The sequence below is a fragment of the Vibrio fortis genome (genome assembly GCF_024347475.1).
Classification (GTDB): domain Bacteria; phylum Pseudomonadota; class Gammaproteobacteria; order Enterobacterales; family Vibrionaceae; genus Vibrio; species Vibrio fortis.
This window is the reverse complement of the sequence record NZ_AP025487.1, coordinates 2,394,910-2,417,887: the sequence shown is the minus strand read 5'-3', so window position 1 is coordinate 2,417,887 and position 22,978 is coordinate 2,394,910. Positions and strand designations below refer to the sequence as shown.

The 22,978-nt window shown below is 43.8% G+C and carries 22 protein-coding genes; 12 read left to right on the top strand and 10 right to left on the bottom strand.

Going from position 1 to position 22,978, the window contains the following annotated elements; genetic code table 11:
* Window positions 1–120: 120 nt before the first annotated feature.
* Entirely contained in the window at window positions 121–876 is a 756-nt protein-coding gene (gene cysZ, locus OCV50_RS10460) for a sulfate transporter CysZ (protein WP_261903001.1), read from the bottom strand.
* A gap of 234 nt (window positions 877–1,110) precedes the next feature.
* On the opposite strand from cysZ, the gene zipA reads away from it, so the two are divergent.
* The 4 genes from zipA to cueR all read left to right on the top strand — a co-directional run bounded on the left by zipA (window position 1,111) and on the right by cueR (window position 7,065).
* Entirely contained in the window at window positions 1,111–2,118 is a 1,008-nt protein-coding gene (gene zipA, locus OCV50_RS10455) for a cell division protein ZipA (protein WP_261903000.1), read from the top strand.
* Window positions 2,119–2,208: 90 nt separating this feature from the next.
* A complete protein-coding gene (ligA, locus tag OCV50_RS10450; RefSeq protein WP_261902999.1) occupies window positions 2,209–4,221 on the top strand; it encodes an NAD-dependent DNA ligase LigA in 2,013 nt (670 codons plus the stop codon).
* 524 nt (window positions 4,222–4,745) lie between these two features.
* Window positions 4,746–6,089 carry an OprD family porin gene (locus OCV50_RS10440; protein ID WP_261902998.1) on the top strand — a complete coding sequence of 448 codons (1,344 nt, stop codon included), beginning with the start codon at window positions 4,746–4,748 and terminating at the stop codon, window positions 6,087–6,089.
* A gap of 586 nt (window positions 6,090–6,675) precedes the next feature.
* On the top strand, window positions 6,676–7,065 hold the full coding sequence (gene cueR / locus OCV50_RS10435) for a Cu(I)-responsive transcriptional regulator (RefSeq protein ID WP_239841302.1): 390 nt from the start codon (window positions 6,676–6,678) through the stop codon (window positions 7,063–7,065).
* A 44-nt stretch (window positions 7,066–7,109) separates the two neighbouring features.
* Here the strand turns inward: cueR and OCV50_RS10430 are convergent, their stop codons facing one another.
* The 5 genes from OCV50_RS10430 to OCV50_RS10410 form a co-directional block, all read right to left on the bottom strand.
* Window positions 7,110–7,565 carry an NfeD family protein gene (locus OCV50_RS10430; protein ID WP_239841303.1) on the bottom strand — a complete coding sequence of 152 codons (456 nt, stop codon included), beginning with the start codon at window positions 7,563–7,565 and terminating at the stop codon, window positions 7,110–7,112.
* A 3-nt stretch (window positions 7,566–7,568) separates the two neighbouring features.
* Window positions 7,569–8,495, bottom strand: a complete 927-nt coding sequence (locus OCV50_RS10425) for an SPFH domain-containing protein (RefSeq protein ID WP_261902997.1) — start codon at window positions 8,493–8,495, stop codon at window positions 7,569–7,571.
* A 179-nt stretch (window positions 8,496–8,674) separates the two neighbouring features.
* Entirely contained in the window at window positions 8,675–9,529 is an 855-nt protein-coding gene (locus OCV50_RS10420) for a co-chaperone YbbN (protein WP_261902996.1), read from the bottom strand.
* Between the two features lie 381 nt (window positions 9,530–9,910).
* A complete protein-coding gene (locus OCV50_RS10415) occupies window positions 9,911–10,738 on the bottom strand; it encodes an SDR family oxidoreductase (RefSeq protein ID WP_261902995.1) in 828 nt (275 codons plus the stop codon).
* 47 nt (window positions 10,739–10,785) lie between these two features.
* On the bottom strand, window positions 10,786–11,700 hold the full coding sequence (locus tag OCV50_RS10410; RefSeq protein WP_261902994.1) for a TIGR01777 family oxidoreductase: 915 nt from the start codon (window positions 11,698–11,700) through the stop codon (window positions 10,786–10,788).
* Between the two features lie 302 nt (window positions 11,701–12,002).
* Here OCV50_RS10410 and OCV50_RS10405 point away from each other — a divergent pair, with 302 nt between their 5' ends.
* The 5 genes from OCV50_RS10405 to yfcE are packed head-to-tail and all read left to right on the top strand — an operon-like array spanning window position 12,003 to window position 14,900.
* On the top strand, window positions 12,003–12,737 hold the full coding sequence (locus OCV50_RS10405) for a DUF1538 domain-containing protein (RefSeq protein ID WP_261902993.1): 735 nt from the start codon (window positions 12,003–12,005) through the stop codon (window positions 12,735–12,737).
* Window positions 12,734–13,552 carry a DUF1538 domain-containing protein gene (locus OCV50_RS10400; protein ID WP_261902992.1) on the top strand — a complete coding sequence of 273 codons (819 nt, stop codon included), beginning with the start codon at window positions 12,734–12,736 and terminating at the stop codon, window positions 13,550–13,552. The genes OCV50_RS10405 and OCV50_RS10400 overlap by 4 nt, the downstream gene beginning before the upstream one ends.
* The gene (locus OCV50_RS10395; RefSeq protein ID WP_239841310.1) at window positions 13,553–13,903 is read left to right on the top strand and encodes a P-II family nitrogen regulator; all 351 of its coding nucleotides are present in this window, start codon (window positions 13,553–13,555) and stop codon (window positions 13,901–13,903) included.
* Window positions 13,900–14,310, top strand: coding sequence for a CBS domain-containing protein (locus OCV50_RS10390; RefSeq protein WP_032551831.1), 411 nt, complete (start codon window positions 13,900–13,902; stop codon window positions 14,308–14,310). Before OCV50_RS10395 ends, OCV50_RS10390 begins: the two co-directional genes overlap by 4 nt.
* A 44-nt stretch (window positions 14,311–14,354) precedes the next feature.
* Complete coding sequence (gene yfcE / locus OCV50_RS10385; RefSeq protein WP_261902991.1) at window positions 14,355–14,900, top strand: phosphodiesterase; 546 nt, start codon at window positions 14,355–14,357, stop codon at window positions 14,898–14,900.
* Between the two features lie 52 nt (window positions 14,901–14,952).
* Here the strand turns inward: yfcE and OCV50_RS10380 are convergent, their stop codons facing one another.
* The 3 genes from OCV50_RS10380 to OCV50_RS10370 all read right to left on the bottom strand — a co-directional run bounded on the left by OCV50_RS10380 (window position 14,953) and on the right by OCV50_RS10370 (window position 16,774).
* Window positions 14,953–15,258, bottom strand: a complete 306-nt coding sequence (locus OCV50_RS10380) for a SelT/SelW/SelH family protein (protein ID WP_239841312.1) — start codon at window positions 15,256–15,258, stop codon at window positions 14,953–14,955.
* 93 nt (window positions 15,259–15,351) lie between these two features.
* Window positions 15,352–15,867, bottom strand: coding sequence for a regulatory protein ToxS (locus tag OCV50_RS10375; protein WP_032551835.1), 516 nt, complete (start codon window positions 15,865–15,867; stop codon window positions 15,352–15,354).
* A 1-nt stretch (window position 15,868) separates the two neighbouring features.
* Entirely contained in the window at window positions 15,869–16,774 is a 906-nt protein-coding gene (locus tag OCV50_RS10370; RefSeq protein WP_261902990.1) for a transcriptional regulator, read from the bottom strand.
* Window positions 16,775–17,048: 274 nt separating this feature from the next.
* Here OCV50_RS10370 and htpG point away from each other — a divergent pair, with 274 nt between their 5' ends.
* The 3 genes from htpG to hemH all read left to right on the top strand — a co-directional run bounded on the left by htpG (window position 17,049) and on the right by hemH (window position 21,132).
* Window positions 17,049–18,953, top strand: coding sequence for a molecular chaperone HtpG (htpG, locus tag OCV50_RS10365; protein WP_261902989.1), 1,905 nt, complete (start codon window positions 17,049–17,051; stop codon window positions 18,951–18,953).
* 354 nt (window positions 18,954–19,307) lie between these two features.
* A complete protein-coding gene (adk, locus tag OCV50_RS10360) occupies window positions 19,308–19,952 on the top strand; it encodes an adenylate kinase (RefSeq protein ID WP_239841315.1) in 645 nt (214 codons plus the stop codon).
* A 217-nt stretch (window positions 19,953–20,169) separates the two neighbouring features.
* A complete protein-coding gene (gene hemH / locus OCV50_RS10355) occupies window positions 20,170–21,132 on the top strand; it encodes a ferrochelatase (RefSeq protein ID WP_261902988.1) in 963 nt (320 codons plus the stop codon).
* An 82-nt stretch (window positions 21,133–21,214) separates the two neighbouring features.
* On the opposite strand, the gene OCV50_RS10350 is transcribed toward hemH, so the two are convergent.
* Window positions 21,215–22,606, bottom strand: coding sequence for a peptide MFS transporter (locus OCV50_RS10350; RefSeq protein ID WP_239841317.1), 1,392 nt, complete (start codon window positions 22,604–22,606; stop codon window positions 21,215–21,217).
* Window positions 22,607–22,978: the final 372 nt, after the last annotated feature.

Sequence of the window (22,978 nt, the reverse complement as noted above, 5' to 3'; positions counted from 1 at the left end):
AAACAAGTTGAAAAAAAGGTAAAAGGATTAAAAAGTTATATCATATAGATATGTAGCAGAATGCACGCCCATTTTGATAGAAATTAGTGATTCAACAAAATAGGCGTGAAATAGGGGAGATTAGCGAAGGTGAGTAAATTGACCTTTGTGTTCAGACACCCACATCGCTGTCGCACCACATACAGCAACAGGCACAACAATCAAATTCAGAATTGGAATGGTTGTGAAGATAGAGACGAGAGCACCAAAACCGTAGCTTTTACCTTGCTTTTGTTTCAATGAACTTCTCATGTCATCAAAGCTGATCTTATGATTTTCGAATGGATAATCTGCATACTGGATTGATAGCATCCATGCAGTAAAGATGAACCACAAGAACGGCGCTACGGTCTGGCCAAGTGCAGGAATAAGTAGAAGCAAGAAAAGACCGATTGCTTTTGGCAAGGTATAAACAAGCTTACGCCATTCGCGAGCTAGGATACGCGGTGTGTCTTTTACCACGTCCATTAAACCATCGTCATTCACTTTTTTTCCTGTTAATAGCTCTTCTACCTTCTCTGACAGTAAACCGTTAAATGGCGCAGCGATGAAATTCGCTAACGTACTAAAGAAGTAAGAGAAGGTTGCCAGTATTGTCAGTGCTAACAATGGCCACAGAACATAAGTCAACCAAGTAAGAAAGCTAGGAAGACCTTCTAGCCAACCGTCAATCCATGTATTGAGGTTAGAAAAGATGTAAAACAGCGCGCCGCCAACCAGCAATACGTTTGCAAGTAAGGGCATTAGCACAAATTTACGAATACTTGGAGAGAGAGCGATTTTAGCGCCGAAGATGAAATAGCCGAAGCCAGAGCGAGGAATCGATAAATTAGTCATATTGGAATATCAGCTCACATAAGGAGGAGTTGGTTAAATAGCAAACACCTATAGTGTACTCGACCGATATTAAGAAAAAAAGCGTGGTGAAAATCACACCAACTGAGGAACTTATTGTATTAAGTTGTTCTAAAACAGTAGCTACTTTTGATACAGTAGTGAGATTGGTCAAATTAACCTAACTGATATAGCAACCCAAAAACTCAGGGTGACTATGAAAGCTGAGAGCGAAAAATGCAGGAATTGCGATTTGTACTCATTATTGTTGGCGCACTAGCGATCGCCGCATTATTGTTCCACGGATTGTGGACGAGTAAAAAAGAAGGGAAAGCCAAATTTGGTGATAAACCACTTGGCAAGCTCGACAACGACAGCTTAGATGACGTGGGCACAATGCCAGAGCGCTCTTTCGCGCCAGAAGACGACTTCGAGATCATTCGTAAAGAGCGTAAAGAACCGGATTTTGCAGTATCACCAACAAATGCAGACCCATTGATTGATTCAGATCCTCTAACTTCAAGCCCATCAGCGAAAAGTGAGCAAGAGGAGCTTGAGCTCAATGACCTGCCTTCTTTCAGTGTCGAAACGCCAGCTAAAGAAGAACCTGAACTTCAAAGCGACGCCCCTGTTGAACCAGCAGTTCCAAGTTTTGAATTAACGGAAGAGCAAAAAGAGAGTCACGCCGACTTTAAAGAGCACTATGGTGCGATGTCGCAAGAGCCTGCTTTCGAAACTCAACCTTTGCATCAAGAAGAGGTTGAGCCAATTGTTGAAGCAGCCGTTTCAACGACGCCTGAAGAAGCACAAGAAGATGACTTGGGCTTAGAAGTGATTGTATTGAATGTGCATTGTGCAGGCGAGACGCCATTTGTCGGTACTGAGCTTTTCCGTAGCATGGAAAACAACGGCTTGACCTATGGTGAGATGTCTATCTATCACTGTTTCGCCGAAGCAGCGGAAACACCTAAGGTGATCTTTAGTGTGGCTAATATGATGCAGCCAGGTACGTTAGAGCATGACAACCCTGCAGACTTCACCACCAAAGGCATTTCATTCTTTATGACGTTGCCTTGCTACGGTCAGGCGGATCAGAACTTCAACGTGATGTTGAGCGCGGCGCAGAAAATTGCTGACGATTTGGGTGGTAATGTGTTGGATGAATCGAGAAACCTGATGACACCAAACCGCCTGTCTGAATACCGTAAACAAATTCGTGACTTTATGACTAGTCAAAGCGCTTAGTAGTCAATATAAGCCTTACAGTTAATCTATAATGATAGAAAGGGCTCCTGATGGGGCCCTTTTTAATATTTCAATCCGACAGAGAATGATATGAAAGAATCCATTCAAAGTACTTTAGAGCAGTTAAAAGAGACTCTGCACTATCATGCCGTTCGCTACTACGTTGAGGATAGCCCAGAGATCCCCGATGTAGAATATGATCGATTAATGCAACAACTGCTGAAGATTGAGCAAGAAAATCCAGAACTGGTCACAGTAGACTCGCCAAGTCAGCGTGTTGGCGGTGCGCCACTAGATGGCTTTACCCAAGTGACACACGAAATTCCAATGCTCTCTTTAGACAATGCTTTCTCTGACGAAGATCTAGATGCCTTTAATAAACGCATGTCTGACCGTGCTCCTCTGGCTGATCTAACCACATTTTGTTGTGAGCCGAAGTTAGATGGCCTAGCGGTGAGTCTTCTTTATGAAAATGGCACGCTCGTTCAAGCAGCCACACGTGGTGACGGTACCACGGGCGAAAACATCACTGAAAACGTGCGTACGATCAGTTCAATTCCATTGAAGCTTCAAGGTAAAGGCTGGCCAACACGCATTGAGGTGCGTGGTGAAGTCTTTATGCCAAAAGCTGGTTTCGACAAACTTAATGAGCAAGCGCTAAAAAAAGGCGAAAAGGTTTTTGTTAACCCTCGTAACGCGGCTGCAGGTAGTCTACGTCAGTTAGATTCTCGTATTACAGCTAAGCGTCCATTGTCCTTTTACGCTTACAGTGTTGGTGTCGTTGAAGGTGCTGAGCTGTCTGACAGTCACTATCAACGCTTTCTTCAATTAAAGGGCTGGGGCTTACCTATGTGCCCTGAAACTAAGCAACTGAGCTCACTGAACGACGTAAAAGCGTATTACCAAGATATCATGACTCGCCGGGATGCTCTGGCTTATGAGATTGATGGTGTGGTAATCAAAGTCGACAATATCGCAGCGCAAGAAGTTTTGGGTTTTGTTGCTAGAGCTCCGCGTTGGGCGATAGCGTATAAATTCCCAGCACAAGAAGAGATCACGGTACTTAACGACGTAGAGTTCCAAGTAGGCCGAACGGGTGCGATTACGCCTGTAGCGAAACTGGAGCCGGTATTTGTTGGTGGTGTAACAGTGAGCAACGCGACCTTACATAACGCCGATGAAATAGAGCGGCTAGGGGTTATGGTTGGGGATAGTGTGATTATCCGCCGTGCAGGTGATGTTATCCCTCAAATTGTTGCTGTTGTTGCTGACCGTCGTCCAGATACCGCGAAAGAGATTGTTTTCCCAGAAGCTTGCCCTGTATGTAGCTCTGCTGTCGAGCGTGTTGAAGGAGAGGCGGTCGCGCGTTGTACTGGTGGTCTTGTGTGTCAGGCGCAACGTAAAGAGGCTCTAAAGCACTTTGTGTCTCGCAAGGCTTTAGATGTTGATGGCTTGGGTGAAAAAGTCATAGAGCAATTGGTTGACCGTGAAATGGTTGAAACCCCAGCAGATCTTTTTAAGTTAAGTGCAGGTGTGCTCACGGTATTAGATCGCATGGGACCTAAGTCGGCTCAAAATGTGGTGAATGCGCTAAATAAAGCCAAAGAAACAACATTGGCGCGCTTCTTGTACTCTTTGGGCATTCGAGAAGTCGGAGAGGCAACGGCGATGAACCTTGCGCAGCACTTTAAGTCGCTGGATAAGGTTCAAGCCGCTACCCATGAACAGCTCGTAGAAGTGCAAGATATTGGTGACATTGTTGCTAGTCATATTACAAGCTTCTTCTCGCAAGAGAAAAACCGTGAAGTAGTTGATAAGCTTTTGGAGCTTGGTCTTACTTGGCCTGCAATAGAAGCACCAATAGAGGGGCAGTCATTGCCATTAGAAGGCAAGACTGTCGTATTGACTGGTTCGCTATCTCAGTTAGGGCGTAGCGAGGCTAAAGCCGCATTACAAGCACTTGGTGCGAAAGTAACAGGCAGTGTTTCTAAGAAAACAGACATTCTTTTTGCTGGTGAAGCTGCCGGTTCTAAGTTAACAAAGGCACAAGATTTAGGCATCGAAATAAGAAATGAACAAGACTTAATCGACCTACTTTCGTAAGTAAACTGCTCTAAAAAAAGCTAAAAGGCACTCCCATTGTGGAGTGCCTTTTTTGTTTCTCATGCTTCAGTCATTGACTTTTTATACTTCGAAAAAATTGTTGCTATATTATGCGCCATTTTCGGTCTGTGACTTTGCTCAATATTAAGAAAATAGCGTAATAATGCTTATTTATTTGCGAGTCATATCTCTTTATATAAAATGTAATTTTAAATAAGTGGTTGATTTTTAAGGTTTTTATTCGGTTTTGTTAATGTGGTTTGGATTTTGTCGATCGGGATCACTAAGTCATAGATAAATTTGCACCAACTCATATTTTTTTAGATGAAAATTAAGTTCTCATTGATCTTTTTAAGGGCAAAGTTAGTCTTAGTGACATGGATGCACGCAGTGTATACCCAGTAAGGAAAAAGAGCCTCGGGCGGTTAGAGGTTCTAAACAAGAAAAGGTATTTCTCTCTACGGCGGCCAACTTTAGGTGAGAAATAATCAAACAGCTATATCCATTTTTAGGAGTTTTATTCCATGGACAAATTTTTCAAAGTATCCGCGTTAGCGGCAGCAATGGTAGGTGCTATCGTAGCTTCTCCAGTGATTGCATCAGAGGCTAACGCAGTTGGTGATGGTTACGTAGAAGCGGTCGACAACTTTATTCATGATGCGACGTTTACTGGTGCTGCTGTCGTTGATACTAGATATAGAGGACGTGCTAATACTGATGGCGATATCGAGACACGTTTAAATTACTCATCATACAACCTCATGTTGAATTTCAATTCTGGTTACCATAAAGACACAGTAGGCCTTGATTTAGGTGGTTATTTCTCTGGTGATATTTATAACGACAGTATTGAAGATGCTGATGGTAATAAGCTATGTAACGAAATTTCAATCTGTCAGTCCGGTGATTGGACAGATGGAAGTAGTAACTTCAAAGTCACCACTGCTGCAATTAAACTAAAGCTTGGTGAGAAAACCGACGCTCAAGTAGGCTTTATTCAAGGCGGTGTTGGTACAATTGGTAATGTATGGAGCTTTGTACCTGGTACTTATCGTGGCTTTAAAGTCTCTACGACCTTTGGTAATGGAATGACACTCGGTTACATGGGTACAGACGATCACTCGGCACCATGGCTGATTAACTCGGAAGACGCAACTGAACCTTGGTACAACCAACAATTTAGTTACTTACATTCTATTGGTTTAAACGGTGCCGCGGGTGATTTTACGTACGGTGTAGGCATTGGGCAGGCATTGGATGTTAATTACGGTAACGATGACCAAGACAACTTTTCTTACAAAATTGACACTAGCTATGCCATAAATGACTCAATTAAAGTCGGATATAACATGTACGGTGTTGATGACGATGAGATGTATAATGGTTTTGCAGCTCACCATGGTTTATCTTTGAATTGGTCACTGACAGACAAGGTTTCTTGGTTGTCTCAAGTACAATATACTCAGCTTGACGCTGATGCGGCTATGGGTGAATTTGCACCGCGTACAATGGCTCGATATGGTTCCAACCAAGGTGGCTTCTACTGGTGGGACGCTCTATCTGATTGGAACATGCCTGGTGAAATAGCTTGGTATAACCGCTTATCTTACAATACAGGGACTGGTTGGGGCTTTAATTTAGGCTTTGGTTACGGCACTGGAGCTGATGAGAGTTTGGCTGGTTTCTCGTATGAGAGTGAATATGCAATCAACGGTGATATTACTTATTCCGTATCTAGCGGTGCTTTAAAAGGAACTCTTTTCAAATTACATGCGACGCAGTTAGAACGTGACCCATTTGCAGGTAAAGAAGACCGTGATGAGCAAGACTTACGTTTCATCGTAATCGCACCTTTCTCATTCTTCTAGAGATAAGAGAGACGAAAAGCTACGATATATATCGTAGCTTTTTTTTTATACGTGTTTACCACCATACATTTTGCAATAAGTTGGTGGTAATGACTGCACGACACCATTAGGGAGTTCGCATTTGATCTCGTTATCAAGCGCTCTTCCACCGCTGGCTCCGTTAGCTAGTATCGAACTTGAGTAAAAGCTAACTAACAGCGCTAAGGTCATCGTTAAAATTTTCATATTCATTATCCTTTTCTTACTTACCAAAAATGAAATAAATAGCATTCAAACGTCATGCTTAATATCACAGTATGTATATGGTCAATAAAAGATCAAAATAATATATAAATTTTAAATGAAAAATAACATTGGATTATTTCAGTAAATTAATCAGTAACTTATTGAAATTGCGTTGTGTGACTTTCCTTAAATTTGCTCTTTCAACTGAAAATCCGGAAAAACTAACCATAATTCGTAGACTTTATTTTCTCTTATTATCTTTGCTACGCCTTACGTCTATTTGAGTGTATGATTTGAGCTAAATGTGATGGTGTATGAGTGGGGTAAACTTCCTCACTCTGCTAATGATTTGAGTAATATCATGAATATAAGTGAAGTTGCTAAACTAACCAACTTATCTACTAAGTCGATTCGTCTTTATGAAGATAAGGGCGTGATTTCCGAGCCGATGCGATCAGAAAACGGCTACCGAACATACACCCAGAAGCAAATAAAAGAGTTAAGCGTGGTTGCGAAGGCGCGCAGCGCCGGTTTTTCTCTAGAAGAGTGCAAAGAGCTGGTTGCTTTAGCTGATAATCCTTGCCGAGAAAGTGCCGATGTTAAAGCAAAAGCTCAAAGCAAGCTGGATGAAGTGAATCGAAAAATTGCAGATTTGATGGCAATAAAGACGACATTAGAGGGGTGGGTTGAGAAGTGTCCAGGGGATACCAACAGCCACTGCCCAATCATTGATGATCTTGTTGATGAGTAATAGAACAGGCCATTAGCACGTGCGTAGTGTTAATGGCCCTGTGTTCATTTGTTGACGGGCGCGATGGTAAGAACAATCCCATCAACAGCTGTCACAACGACTTCGGTTCCTGCTGTTATATCTGTCGCAGCAATGGCTGACCAAGTGGTGTCACCGAGTCGGATTCTGCATTGACCTTTCTGGATGTCGTCTTCTAGCCGAGTTGTCTTTCCTATCAGCTGTTTATCGCGCTGATTGAGTACTCGGGTTTTATCCGATTTACGATCACTTTTTAACTGTCTACGCCACCATAACCAAGTGGTTATTAAAGAGAAGCTGGCGAAAGAGAGCCATTGCATCTGCCAGCTTAGCGGTAAGGCACCCAATAGGGTACCGACAATCATTGCTGAAATACCAATCCAGAGAAAATATCCCGCAGTACCTAATAACTCCAGCCCAAGTAGCAGTAAGCCAAAAGCAAGCCAGTGCCAATGGTTTACCTGATCTAATAGCTCAATCATGCGCTACTCCTTGTTGTTCGATCCTTTGTGTGAAAACATTTCTGCAATACCTGCAACAGAACCCATGAGTCCTGACGCTTCTAGCGGCAACATGATGATCTTACCATTTTCAGCTTGTCCAATCGATTTAAGTGCATCGGTATAGCCCTGAGCGATAAAGTAATTTACAGCTTGCATGTCACCTTGAGCTATCGCAGTTGACACCATTTCTGTCGCTTTCGCTTCAGCTTCTGCAGCACGTTCACGAGCCTCTGCTTGTAGGATTGCAGCTTGTTTTTCACCTTCTGCTTTTAAGATCTCAGACTGTTTATGACCTTCAGCCTTTAGGATTTCAGCTTGACGAACACCTTCAGCCTCTAAAATATCAGCACGTTTATTACGCTCGGCCTTCATTTGAGCGTTCATTGCTGCTGTAAGGTCTGCTGGTGGTTGTACATCTTTAATTTCGATACGAGTAACTTTGACACCCCAAGGGTTGGTTGCGTCATCGACAATGGTTAGTAGCTTGCTGTTGATCATGTCACGTTGGCTGAGCATTTCGTCGAGCTCCATAGAGCCAAGGACGGTACGAATATTGGTGAGTGTTAGATTACGAATCGCGTGTTCAAGATCGTTAACTTCATAAGCGGCTCTTGCCGCATCGATTACTTGTACGAAACACACAGCATCGATAACAACATTAGCGTTATCTTTAGAGATCACTTCTTGTGCTGGAATATCTAATACGCGCTCCATCATGTTGATCTTTTGACCAATGCCATCAATGAATGGAATGATTAAATTTAAGCCCGGCTTTAGGGTTTGGGTGTAACGGCCGAAGCGTTCAACGGTCCAGTTATTTCCCTGAGGAACGGTTTTTACACCCGCAAAGATAAATAGAAGGGCAACAACGGTGAAGCCGCCGATAGTAATCAGAGTATCAATAGCCATACAAAATCCTTGTTTAAACGAGTCTTCGATTTTACTTTAAAGATAGTGGCTTAATTTTGTACTCTGGGCAAATTTATAAATGAGAAATGGGCTATAAAATATTGATTTTATGGCCCATTTTAAGTTTTTGCTGTTTGGCTGACTTATTATTTTATTGAGTCATTACGCAGTAATTCAGTCTAGTAGAGCAGTGAATAGAGCTGTCGACGGTATTTACTCGCACTAGCGTTACCTTGACCGACTGCACTTAGAATATCCATGAAGCTCTTCTTCATGTCGCCATCCAGTGCGTTTAAGTCTTTCATTAGAAACGACCACAACAGTTCAAGCGCTTCTTCGCTACGATTGACTTGATGATATTGCAGCGCAAGCTCCGCGGCGATTTTCGCATCGCTAGGATTGGATTGTAGGCTTGCTTCCAATGCTTGGATTTCAGGGCTATCGGCAGCTTGTTTATGCAGTTCGAGTTTTGCCACTAAGCCTTTGAAGTAGTTGTCTTGATACTCCAGTGGGATGGTAGCAAGTTGTGCCTCAGCCAAATCAAACTGTTGTGTCTCAAGAAGGCACTCTGCAATGGCTAGTTTGACTTCACCTTTTGCGGTGAGTTCTTCTGGTAACTGCTGCATCGCAGTAAGAGCTTGCAGGTGTTCTCCTGTTTGCATCTGTTCTAGAGCTTGGCGAAGCACTAACTCATCTTGGCTAGGTAGATGCTTGCTTAACATACCTACAATGGCTTCTAATGTTTGCGGACCGCCTAGGCCATCGACTGGTTGGCCATTAACGAATAGAGCAATAGTGGGTAGCGCTTGTACACCAAACTGGGTAGCAATTGCTTGTTCTTGCTCGCAGTTTAATAGTGCCAAAGTAAATGCACCATTGTACTGCTGAGTTAGCGTTTGCAAGTCCGGAATGATCTGAGCGCTTTCTTGGCTCATTGGTGCCCAAAAATGGATCAGAACAGGAGTCTGCATCGAACCTTCTAATACCTGACGAAAGTTCTGTTCATTGAGTTCAACAATATGCGGCGATTGCATCGGCGTTCCTTGAGTTTAATTGAGTGCTAACAATGATATGGGGTCAGTTGGTCGAACTTCAAGGTGACAAGAGCAAGAGAAAGTAGGGTGTGAAGATAATAAAAAACGCTACGTTTTCTGCGCCGTTTATGTAGCGCGAAAGCATAGCGTTAATTACCAATCAGGCTGGAGGTGCAATTCCTGTCAGTACTCAAAACAGTAAAAACAGGGTGATGGCAACACTCACACCAACCCAGTTTAAGGTGTTAAGAGTCATGAATGTACCTTCAATCGATACATCAAGCAGGGACGCTTGATGCTATGATGTGAATCATGACATCTTATTGTTACGAACAAATTACATCGTTACATTATTTTTGCGATTTATTCGATTATTTGTTGTTAGGCTGCTTTACGTAGAATGGGATCTAACCAACGGTTAGGTAGCAGGCGTTTCAGGACTGCAAAGATCTTCGTCGGCGTCGTGACTCGATAACGCAATTTGGGCTTATTGGCAGTGAGTGCGTGATAAACAGGCTCGATACAGCTCTCAGGTGGCAATACGAAACGGTTGCCGGATGTTTCGTTTTCCAGTCTCTGTTGTTGCTGTTGATAGTACTGACTGTGGACACTATCGGTTGGGTTAATCCAACGGTTAAACGCTACTAGCGCGTTGTGTCTAAATTCTGTTTCAATCGGCCCAGGCTGAAGCAATGAAACATGAATACCACTACCGTGGAGTTCCAACCTAAGAGTATCTGTCCACCCTTCAATTGCAAACTTGGAGGCGTTGTAAGCACCACGATATTTCATCGCTGCGAAACCAAGCACTGAGCTGTTTTGAATAATTCGCCCTTCGCCACGCTCGCGCATGCTAGGAAGTACCAAGCGAATTAGGTGATGCCAACCGAAAAAGTTGGTTTGGAATTGATCTCGAAGCCCTTGTGTCGGCAGGTCTTCTAGCGCGCCTGGTTGGCCGTAAGCACCATTATTAAACACGGCATAAAGACCATTGGGAGCTAATGCGAATGCTTGCTCAACCCCTTGCTCAATACTTTGCTCGCTATTGAGATCAAGTTGAACGCAGTCTAACCCCTTCTGTTGGAGCTTGAGGACGTCTTGTTCGCTACGGCATGAAGCGATGACATGAAAGCCCCTTTCCTTGAGTGCGTGAGCACAGGTGTAGCCAATACCTGTTGAGCATCCAGTGATCAATATTGATTTCGTCACGGTCGTTCCTTTCCTAGGGTCTGTTACCTTTCCCTAGGTTAAAGGAATTAGTCTTGATGTTGTAATAAGTTTTTCAACGCAGGCTCAATTCTTGAGTAACTAAATATAAAACCCATCTCGGTGAGTTTCTTTGGCTTGGCGCGAATGCTATCGAACAATAGGCAAGAGGATTCGCCCATCATTAGAGACATTGCCCATTTTGGCGTGAACAGTATGTGTGGGCGGCCAAGTTGCTTGGCTAAGGTGCGACTGAACTGTTTGTTGGTTGCTGGGTGAGGCGCGCACATATTGAATTCCCCTTGTGCATGGGGCGTGTTGAGTAGGTGATTGATCGCTCTGATCATATCGAGGAGGTGGATCCAAGGCATATATTGTTTTCCTGATCCCAACGGCCCACCCAAGCCAAGTTTATAAGGTAAGAGCATCTTCTTTAGTGCGCCACCATGTTCTCCCAAGACGATCCCCGTTCTGAGTAACACGACTCTGGTGTTTTCTGATTGAGCGCGCTTGGCTATTTCTTCCCAGTGCGCACACACTTTATGAGGGAAACTATCGTCTGAAACATGCAGTGCTTCGTCAAAAGGGTGTTCTTGCTGATCTCCGTAATAACCGACGGCTGAGCCACTAATAAATACCTTCGGTGGAGTGGTACTCGCGTGAATCAGCTCAACGATTTTCTCGGTAATATGCCAACGACTTTGACAGATACGCTCTTTCTGTTGTGAGCTCCAGCGCTTATCGGCAATGGGCTCTCCAGCTAAATTGATTACAGCATCAAAGCTATTGAGATCGGAAAGGTCATCCAATGAAGTGATGTAGTGAAGATTATTTTGGTTGAGGTGGCTGAGTGCACTCTGGGCTTTTGACGGATCTCGAGTGAGCAGTGTCACTTCATCTGTCTGCCAGCTTTTGATCAATTCTGAGCCGATAAACCCAGTACCACCCGTCAACAATATCTTCATACCAACCTCCTCTTAATTTATTAATTATAGACCCGGCTTGTTTTAGTCTGCCAACCAATACGCAGAAAACTATATAACGATCATAAGGTTTCATTCATGTGATAACGCAAAGAGTGGATTAAATAATGCGTTAACTTTAGTGAGTGGTTGTGCTCACAGTTTAGCGAAAATGTTTCAATATGTTACGAAGTGCTTAATGCGAGTCACATAACGGCAAGGGATAATTTGTCATGCTTACTTGAGAAGTGACACTTAATGTGTGGTTAATTTACTCACACTAACTCGATAGCCAAGGAGATTTGATGACAGCGATACTCGCTTTGATGAAAGCCATGCTCGGTAGCTTAAGAGACTTGCTGCCTATTGTCGTTGTTATTGCATTCTTTCAGTTGGTGGTGCTCCAAGAGCCTTTACCCAATTTGTTCTCAATTTTGACTGGATTGCTGCTGGTTGTATTGGGGCTGACCTTTTTTATCTTTGGGTTGGAAATGGGGCTTTTTCCTATTGGCGAGTCGATGGCACAAGCGTTTGCCCGTAAAGGCAGCGTAGCTTGGTTGTTAATTTTTGCATTCTGTCTAGGCTTTGGTACCACCATAGCTGAACCCGCGTTGACTGCGGTTGCGGACGAGGCTGCAGAAGTTGCCGCAGAGGGAGGTGTCATCCCAAATTCCCATCAAGAGATGGAAGAGTATGCGAATGGTCTAAGAGTTACAGTGGCACTCTCTGTAGGCTTAGCCATAGTCCTTGGTGTGCTGCGCATCCTAAAAGGTTGGCCGATTCACTTTATGATTATTGGCGGCTACGTTGGTGTCGTTATTCTTACCGCGTTTGCACCAGAAAACATCATCGGCATCGCTTATGACTCGGGTGGGGTAACAACATCCACCATTACTGTTCCTCTTGTAACTGCGTTAGGGGTGGGGTTGGCATCTTCGATAAAGGGGCGTAATCCGATGATTGATGGCTTTGGATTAATAGCGTTTGCCTCCCTTCTGCCAATGATGTTCGTAATGGTGTATGGAATGGTGATCGCATGATGAGTCTGAATCTATTTATCGATACATTCTTGGGTACGGTCACTGACGTGATCCCGATTGCTGTCATTATCTTTGGCTTTCAGTTGGCGGTACTCCGCAAACCCGTGACGAATCTGATGCGAGTCATTCTTGGCTTCTTCTATGTCATATTGGGTTTAACACTCTTTTTAATGGGACTTGAACTCGCACTGTTCCCGTTGGGGGAGACAATGGCAATGCAACTGACGGCCCCCGACTTTTTGAGCAACTTTAAGATCAGTGATGGTCAGCAACTTGGTTGGTTCGACTATTATTGGGTTTATCTTTTTGCTTTCTTTATCGGCTTTAGTACAACGATAGCTGAGCCATCACTCATCGCTGTGGCTATCAAGGCAAATCAGGTCTCTGGTGGTAGCATTAGCGTCAACGGCTTGCGTATCGCGGTCGCGTTAGGGGTTGCTATTGGTATCTCTTTGGGGAGCTATCGAATCGTCGCCGGTGACCCAATTCATTACTACATTATTTGTGGCTATGTGGTGGTGGTCATTCAGACTTTTTATGCCCCGAAGCTGATTGTGCCTCTGGCATACGATTCCGGCGGGGTAACAACATCAACAGTGACAGTTCCACTGGTCACCGCACTCGGGCTCGGTTTGGCTTCTACAGTCCCGGGCAGAAACCCGGTCATTGACGGCTTTGGGCTGATTGCCTTTGCAAGCCTATTCCCCATTATTTCGGTGATGTGTTATGCACAGATCACTCAATGGCTCAATCAATCACAGCAAGTTCAAACCCAAGAAGCTCAACCACAACCACAAAAACAGAAGGAGCATTAGATGCGTTTCAAACTCATTTTAGCCTTTGTCGAGGACAGTAAAACAGACATTGTTCTCGATGCAGCGCGCGGTGCTGGGGCGACAGGCGCGACGGTAATCAACAATGCTCGTGGAGAAGGACTCAATCAGAAGCGAACCTTCTTTGGGCTAACCCTAGAAGTACAAAAGGATGTGTTGCTGTTTGTGGTTGAGGAGCACCTTTCCCGTCATATTCTTGAAACCATTAGTGAAGTGGGCGAGTTCGACCAAGAGTCGGGGCAGGGGATAGCAGTACAGATCGACGTTGAAGATGCGGTCGGTGTGGCTCACCAAGTTGAAACATTAACCAAGGTTGTTGAGGACAAGCTATGAGCGAACAACAAACGATGTGCGTCGCTGACGTGATGGCAAATACCTACATTATTGTGGATGGACTGATCACCGTTGATGAAGCGATCAGATTGGCAAGGCAACATCAGGTCAAAGCGTTGATTGTGGACAAACGTCACGATGGTGATGAGTACGGCATTGTGTTAATGAATGATATCGCTAAACAGGTGTTAGCGAAAAACCGCGCTCCGCAGCGCACCAATATTTACGAAATCATGACTAAGCCTGCGCTGAGTGTATCCGCTGACATGAACGTGAAGTATTGCGCGCGATTGTTTGAACGCTTTGGTGTGAGCAGAGCTCCGGTAATTCAAGAAGGAAAAATTATCGGTATGGTCAGTTACAATAATATCGTGATAAACGGTATGGCAAAGGATGACGTAAAGTAAGTGTAGCCTTACAATAGACCCATAGTTTTTATGGAGATGTACGCGTGAAATTATTTTTTGCTTCCGACTTACATGGTTCGCTACCAGCGACTGAAAAAGTGCTTGAGCTTTATAAAGCATCCGGTGCTCAGCATCTGGTGCTATTGGGTGATACCCTAAATCATGGGCCAAGAAACCCAGTCCCTGAAGGCTACAATCCTCCAGCAGTTGCGGATAAACTGAATGAGTTTGCTTCGCAGATTATATCGGTAAGAGGAAACTGTGATAGCGAAGTGGATCAGATGCTGCTTTCGTTCCCTATGATGGTGGACTACTCATGGGTATTGTTGCCGACTGGACAGCGTATCTTTTTGACCCATGGCCACCTGTATAACACCAACAAGCGTCCACCATTGAACCCTGGTGACGTTATTGCTCATGGCCATACTCATATTCCAGTAGCAGAGTATCAAGATGAGGTATTCATCTTTAACCCAAGCTCTGTTACCTTCCCTCGCGACGGTCATCCAGCGAGCTACGGCCTTTATGAAAACGGACTGTTTTCTGTTGTGAGCTTTGATGGTGAGACTTTAAAGAGCGGCAGCCTATAGTTGTGTCCGCTCTTAAGTGACTCTGAGCCTTTCTTTAACATAGAACAAAAGGCTATTTCGAATCGACGTGGCCTAAGTCTCGCTCTGGAGCAATGATATTTCGAACTCGCTGTTTGAGTATTTTTGCTTCAGGGAACCCGCCTTCAGCTTTCCTATCCCAAATTTGTACACCATTACAAAAGATCTCAAACCGACCGCCGGTATCTGGACAAAGTGTCACAGCACCAAGCTCTTCACTAAACGTATGTAGAAGCTCTTGTGATAACCAGCTGGCTCGTAACATCCAATTGCACTGACGACAATAATGAATACTGACCGTTGGTTTATTAGAAGCGTGATTAAGAGTGGTTTGTTCCATGTCATTTTCTCTCATCGATGGTTTAGATTTGGTAAACACTTAGATAGCAAAAAGGGGCATCATGCCCCTTTTTTATCGTAATTATCGAGTAACTTAGTTCGAAAACAATACCGTAGAACCGTGGTTCAAGCTAGTTAACAGCAGTGCCTTTGGATTTACAATATCAATTCTTCGACTTTGCTCGGCATCCATTTTGATGACCTGAGTGATCAAATCCAACTGTTGTTGCGAGAAGTCTTGGCGCTGTGCTGATGTAACGTCTTTAAACTCAGTTGGTGACACAAGTAAATAATTGTCGTTGATGTCCCATTGCCCTGTCTCTGAAATGTTGATGACATTCGCTGGTGCGGTTTCTGTGCCGTACAGTCGAACAATAGACATTCTTAAGTACGTACCATTTGGTAGGTACTTAGCGTTTGAAGATAGTTCAACCTTGCGCAGTGGACCAATAGTATCCTCTTGCTTATTTTCGGTTATCAGAGTCACCATCTTTGACTGCCATTCATGTGCAGTTAGTAGGCGCTCAACCTTAGCGTCGCTGCCCCAGTACAACCAACCACTAAATAATGCAGATGCTACGAGTAACGCGAGTGAGATTTTTAATTTCATATTACTGGTCACCCTTACAAATTTCACTTAGGTCGGTTTGGTTAGCGTAAAGTCTCAGCGTGATATTCTCACTTGAGTATTCTTGTGCATGAATGTAGTTCAGCGCCAAGTTATTGGTTTGGCCACCAGTCGCAATGATCTGGATTGGCTTAAGCTGTCCGCCATGTTCTGCATTATAGTGAGTCACACACTTTTCAATAGCAGGGATCCAGCCCGACAAGTCTGGGTGATTAATTGGTGATAGGATTTGCACGCCATCTACCTCAGCTAGAGTACGGAACTCAGATTCGGCAGGATTCGTGAAAGTAACAACTAAGATAGGCATTAGAATCGCTAGGAAACCAAGTGCGCGGTATAGCCATTTGTTTTCTGCAGGCGACGCTGCCTTAGTAGCCGTGCTTTGACTAGGAACCTCAGGCTTAGCGGTCGGTGTTGGAGGTACAACTGCCTCAACTGCTGCAGTTTCAACCGTTTCTTCAGCAGGCACTTGTGCGGAGCTCGTCGCTTCTACTGCGACTTCTTGTTTTTCAATAGAAGCTGTTTGATCGCTTGATGAAAACGGAGCTGAGCGCTCTACAGTCGCGATGAACTGGTAACCACGCTTTGGCACAGTTTTTACGAACTCAGGAGATTTTGTTGAGTCTTTGAGCATTTTACGCAGCGTTGAGATCGCTTGAGTCAAGCTTGAGTCATCGACTTCAAAGCCTTGGTCTCGCCATACGTATTCGTGAAGCTCATTGCGAGTGATCACTTCATTCGGTCTTTCTGAAAGCATAAGGAGAATGCGGCTTTCATTACTGCCTAAGCGGACGATTTCACCTTCATTGGTCTGATCAACGAGGGAGTTACTATTAGGGTCAAATACAAATCGCTGCGCGAGAATAAACTTTGTGCCGATATTGCTCATTGAACTCTTCTATGTTTTTGAATGGTTTTTTGGATGCGAAATAGACAAATTACGAAGGAATTCAGCTTCAATTCCATCTAAATCATGATTCTTTTATGTTCTTTTATATTTATGATCCTTAGCATAATAAAAACAGATCAAAAAAACAGTGTTTTTATGATTTTTGACCTTGAATTTACAATTGTCATCCTCATGTTAATGAACATGCTAGGGTGGACAAAACAGAATATCCTCCCGATTTTGACGTTTTAAGTATAGATGTTTTGGAGTAAAAATGAGCGAAACAGCAACGCAAAATAAAGAGACTCGCGGCTTTCAATCAGAAGTTAAGCAGTTGCTTCACTTAATGATTCACTCACTATATTCAAACAAAGAGATCTTTCTTCGCGAATTGATCTCAAACGCATCTGACGCTGCAGATAAGCTGCGTTTCCAAGCATTATCAAATGGTGATTTGTACCAGGGTGATGCAGACCTTGGCGTGAAGCTTTCTTTTGACGCGGACGCAAACACCCTAACCATTTCAGATAATGGTATCGGTATGAGCCGTGAAGATGTAATCGAGCATTTAGGTACGATTGCAAAATCAGGTACAGCAGACTTTTTCTCTAAGCTTTCTGAAGACCAAAGCAAAGATTCTCAACTGATTGGTCAATTCGGTGTCGGCTTTTACTCAGCATTCATCGTTGCGGACGCAGTAACTGTTCGTACACGCGCTGCTGGCCTAGCAAACGACGAAGCCGTTCAATGGCACTCTGCGGGTGAAGGTGAGTACACGATTGAAACTATCTCGAAAGAGTCTCGTGGTACTGACATCATCCTTCACATGCGTGACGAAGGTAAAGAGTTCCTGAATGAGTGGCGTCTGCGTGATGTCATCAGCAAATACTCTGATCACATCGGTATTCCAGTTTCGATTCTAACTGCGGTAAAAGATGACGAAGGTAAAGACACCGATGAGAAGAAGTGGGAGCAAATCAACAAAGCTCAAGCACTTTGGACTCGCAACAAGTCTGACATTACCAAAGAAGAGTACCAAGAGTTCTACAAGCACGTTTCTCACGACTTTGCTGATGCGCTAACTTGGAGCCACAACAAAGTTGAAGGTAAGAACGACTACACAAGCCTGCTTTACATCCCATCTAAAGCACCTTGGGATATGATGAACCGCGACCATAAGAGCGGTTTAAAACTATACGTACAGCGTGTATTTATCATGGACGATGCGGAACAGTTCATGCCATCTTACATGCGTTTCGTTCGCGGCCTGATTGACTCAAACGATCTACCTTTGAACGTTTCTCGTGAAATCCTGCAAGACAACAAGGTCACTCAGTCTCTACGTGGCGCATGTACTAAGCGCGTGCTGACAATGCTTGAGCGTATGGCGAAGAACGACAACGACAAGTACCTTGAGTTCTGGAAAGAGTTTGGCCTTGTAATGAAGGAAGGCCCAGCAGAAGATATGGCAAACAAAGAGAAGATTGCCGGCCTACTGCGCTTTGCTTCAACTGAGGTGGATTCTTCTGAACAAGCAATCAGCCTAGCGTCTTACGTTGAACGTATGAAAGAAGGCCAAGATAAGATCTACTACCTGACAGCAGACAGTTATACAGCGGCGAAAAACAGCCCTCACCTAGAGCAATTTAAAGCGAAAGGTATTGAGGTTGTGTTGATGTTTGATCGTATCGACGAATTCTTGATGAACTATCTAACAGAGTTCGACGGTAAGCAGTTCCAATCGATTACTAAAGCTGGCCTAGATTTAAGCAAGTTTGAGGGTGAAGAAGAGAAAGAGAAGCAGAAAGAGACAGAAGAAGAGTTCAAATCTGTTATCGAGCGCACTCAATCTTACCTAGGTGATCGTGTTAAAGAGGTTCGTACAACGTTCAAACTGGCAAACACGCCAGCAGTGGTAGTAACGGATGATTTTGAAATGGGTACGCAAATGGCGAAGCTTCTTGAAGCAGCCGGTCAAGCGGCTCCTGAAGTGAAATACATCTTTGAGATTAACCCTGAGCATGCACTTGTTAAGCAAATGGCTGACGAAGCAGACGAGCAAGCGTTTGGTCGCTGGGTCGAGCTTCTACTGGGTCAAGCTATGCTAGCTGAGAAAGGCTCAATGGAAGATCCATCACAGTTCTTGGGTGCAATCAATGAACTGCTGTCGAAACGCTAAGCTTTCGACTTTGGGCTAAAAGCCTAATTGCACTAAAAAGCTCGCAAATGCGGGCTTTTTTATTAAACGTCGCTGAACGGTCGTCATTAGGTCAAAAAAAGATAATGAGTGGTTCATCATTGTTCAACCTTACATTCTTTAGTCTTAAATTCAGCCATAATGAATATTAATGTGGTAGAATGCTCGACCTAATCGGGTAGCAATCGTTAAATTGGTTTCTACCTGTATGATTTTTAAACGTTATACCGAAACTTACCGTTGTGCTTATTTTTGCAGTTTTCGATCTCTATTCGTCAAATGTGAAATCAAATAGTGAGCTTCGGTATAAATCATAATTTTATAAGAGGATTAAACATGCGCATCATTCTTCTAGGTGCTCCTGGCGCGGGTAAAGGCACTCAAGCAAACTTCATCATGAACAAATTTGGTATCCCTCAAATTTCAACTGGTGACATGCTACGTGCTGCTATCAAAGCGGGTACTGAGCTTGGTAAGCAAGCTAAATCAGTAATCGACGCTGGTCAGCTAGTTTCTGATGAAATTATCCTTGGTCTAATCAAAGAGCGTATTGCTCAAGATGACTGCGAAAAAGGTTTCCTACTTGACGGTTTCCCACGCACAATCCCACAAGCTGATGGCCTAAAAGAAATGGGCATCGCTGTTGACTACGTTGTTGAATTCGACGTAGCTGACGATGTGATTGTTGAGCGTATGGCTGGTCGTCGTGCTCACCTTCCTTCTGGCCGTACATACCACGTTGTGTACAACCCGCCTAAAGAAGAAGGTAAAGATGACGTAACTGGCGAAGAGCTAGTTGTACGTGATGACGACAAAGAAGAAACAGTTCGTGCACGTCTAGGTGTTTACCATGATCAAACAGCGCCTCTTATCGCTTACTACGGTAAAGAAGCTGAAGCAGGTAACACTAAGTACCTTAAATTTGACGGTACTAAGCAAGTTGCTGAAGTTAGTGCAGAACTTGAGAAAGCACTAGCATAATTGGCTAACAGCCAGTTTTATAATTTGATATATTGGAAGCGACCGGTTAGGTCGCTTTTTTTATACCTGTTTTCAGCTTGATTCGTGTATGTAATTGCTAGAGTGATTGTTGGTTTATTCAGAATGAACAACGAGTCTGAAAGGTATATTAGGTGATCCCAAGAGTAACTGGCTGAGTATAAAGCTTTCCAAATTTCATTAATGGTCTCAGGTATCTATGGAAAACAAAAAAAAGCAGGGTGTGTTGTTGGTGAACTTAGGAACACCTGACGCAGCAACACCTGCAGCTGTGCGCCGTTTTTTAAGCGAGTTTCTACATGACAAACGAGTCGTGAGCCTCACTCGTTGGCTATGGTGCCCGATTCTTCATGGCGTGATTCTGCCAATACGCTCGCCTAAAGTGGCAAAGCTCTATCAATCTGTGTGGATGGATCAGGGTTCTCCTTTATTGGTTTACTCTCAGCGTCAGGTGGCTAAGTTACAAGATAAACTGCAAATGCCTGTGGCGCTTGGTATGACTTACGGAAACCCAAGCTTAAAAACAGGCATTGAAGCTCTAATGGCGCAAGGTGTAGAGGAGGTTATTGTACTGCCACTTTACCCACAATATTCTGGCACGACGACGGCTGCAGTGTCTGATGGATTAACTAAAGCATTTAAGCAGCTACCTGTGATACCGGGTTACCGTTTTATTCGCGATTACTACAGTCACCCAAGCTACGTTAAAGCGCTGGCTGAGAGTGTAAGAAAGCACTGGCGTGAAAATGGGCAAGGTGACCACCTTGTTTGTTCTTTCCACGGTATTCCAAAGCGTTTGGCTGACCAAGGTGATATTTATCCTCGACACTGTGAGCAAACGACAGAGCTATTAGCCCAAGAGCTTGGTTTGTCCGCAGACAAGATAACCATGACTTACCAGTCACGCTTTGGCCGAGAAGAGTGGCTTAAGCCCTACACGGACGAAACGTTAGAAGAGTTGCCTAAGCGAGGTATTAAGAAGCTCGATATCATGGCTCCTGCGTTCTCGGTTGACTGCTTGGAAACGTTAGAAGAGATCTCTGATCAATGTAAAGAGACCTTTATTGAGGCTGGTGGCGAGGCCTTTAGCTACATTAAGTGTCTCAACGACAATGATGAACACATTCAAATGATGGCGGAACTTGTCGAGATGCATCGCTAGAAAAGTGGTATGCATTGAAAAGGAAAAGGAGTGACTCAAAGAGCCACTCCTTTTTTATTTGTCGATGGTTTGTTGCGCAGTATTAAGCTAGCGAAGCTTGTGCATCAGTTTCATCTGACTCAGCTTCAACAGGGTTGCCTTCGACACCGTGCATCCAAGCAACCAGTTTATTTGCACATAGAAGTAGAATCACACCACTGATCGTTGCTGAGATAGCAATACCACTAAAGATAGCCATTGCACCTAGCTCACCGACGTGAGAACCCACCAGACCTGCAACATAGTTTGCGATTGCATTGAAACCAAACCATGCACCCATCATCAAAGAAGCAAGGCGAAGAGGAGCAAGTTTAGTGACCAATGATAGGCCAATCGGTGATAGGCACAACTCGCCAAGAGTATGGAAGAAGAAGGCACCAACTAACCATAGCATTGAAGTTTTAACGCTCAGGTCGCCACCTTGCTCCATCACTGCACCGATCATACAAACGAAGCCAAGCGCTAAGAAGAACAGAGCCATAGCGAATTTAACCGGTGAGTTTGGTTCACGCTTACCTAGTTTCACCCAAAATGCCGCGATAATAGGAGCTAATGTAATAATGAAGAACGGGTTTAACGATTGGAACCAAGCCGCTGGCACTTCAAAATCGCCAATCATACGGTCAGTGTATTGCTGCGTATAGATGTTCATTAGACCACCCGCTTGCTCAAAGCCCGCCCAGAATACGATAACGAACAAACCCATAATCAAAATAACTTTTAGTCTATCGAACTCTTCTTTGGTTAGCGGTGCTTTTTCTTTCGACTTGCTAAGTGCTTTTGCGCGCGCGGCTGCTGGCACTGAACCAATATCACCTAACCAGGATTGAGCCATCGTCATTTGCATAACAAGGCTGATCACCATACCGATACCGGCAGCTAGGAAACCCGCTTTCCAACCATATGAGTCAACAGCAGCACCAGAAATTAGGCCGCCAAGCAATGCGCCTAAGTTAATACCCATATAGAAGATAGTAAATGCGCCATCACGACGGTTGTCACCTTCTTTATAAAGATCACCCACCATGGTTGAGATGTTTGGCTTAAACATACCATTACCGCTGATCAGAAGTGCTAAGCCTAAGTAAAGTGCGCTCACCTGGTCTAATCCCATAAAGCCGGTAGGTAGTGCTAAAGTGAACTGACCCAATGCCATTAACACACCACCAATGAGAATTGATTTGCGTTGGCCTAGGTAGTTGTCTGCAATCCAACCACCAATGAGTGGGGTAATGTACACAAGGCCTGTGTAGATACCGTAGAGGTCTAATGCGTCTTTGGTTGACCAACCTAGGCCGCCATTGATTGTGGTATCTGTTAAAAATAGAACGAGGATGGCACGCATTGCGTAGTAGGAGAATCGCTCCCATAACTCTGTACTAAAAAGTAGAAACAGCCCTCTTGGATGGCCGAAGATGTTGTGTGTGTTTGGCATAAGTTTTACTAATTTTAGATATTAAAAGATTTTATAGTTACTCATGTATACATACCAAGATAAAAAGCTGCAATAGGGTCTTTTTATAGTGATGATAATTAAAATTTGTTAAGTCGATGATTTAATTTGTTTTTATTGGAAATGTTGGACGGTATTTATGTGCTGCAAACTAATTTTCCATTATTGAACAAGGTGTTATCGGTGTTTTTTTTATCTTGTAAGTAACAATTTGTGATTTGTAAGCGTATGTATTTTGTTCTGTATTTTTAGGTACGGCTTACTGTATAATTCCATGGCGGTTATCGAGAGAGTTATTTTGTTGATTAATTGGTCTGTTCCGCAATATTTCTTAATGATGGGCAATTCATGCCA